The 379-nt window shown below is 54.6% G+C and carries 1 protein-coding gene; it reads left to right on the forward strand.

Annotated features, from left to right (window positions below; all coding sequences use genetic code 11):
- The coding region (locus ABEH28_RS27345; protein ID WP_346631577.1) for a response regulator at positions 1 to 334 on the forward strand (334 nt) is incomplete at its 5' end.
- Positions 335 to 379: the final 45 nt, after the last annotated feature.

The raw sequence follows: 379 nt of genomic DNA on the forward strand, positions 1-379 counted from the left end.
GCTGGTCATGGACATCCTGGAAGACCTCGGATACATGGCTATCGAGGCAGGTGACAGCGCAGCAGGGCTGAATGTACTCCAGTCAAATGCGCGTATCGATCTGCTGATCAGTGACGTTGGGCTACCGGGCGGGCTGAATGGCCGTCAGATGGTGGACGCAGGTCGCGTCTGCAGGCCAGACCTGAAGGTCTTGTTTATCACCGGTTATGCGGAAAATTCTGTGCTGGGAAGTGGTCGGTTGGCACCTGGTATGGCCGTGCTGACAAAACCGTTCTCCATCGAAACCATGCGCTTACGCATCCACACAATGGTCGAGAACGCCAAGTTACCGTGAAAGCATTTGATCGAATGGCCTAACTGATAAGTCATAGCGCCAAGG

The organism is Pseudomonas sp. Ps21-P2, from assembly GCF_039672565.1.
Classification (GTDB): Bacteria; Pseudomonadota; Gammaproteobacteria; order Pseudomonadales; family Pseudomonadaceae; genus Aquipseudomonas.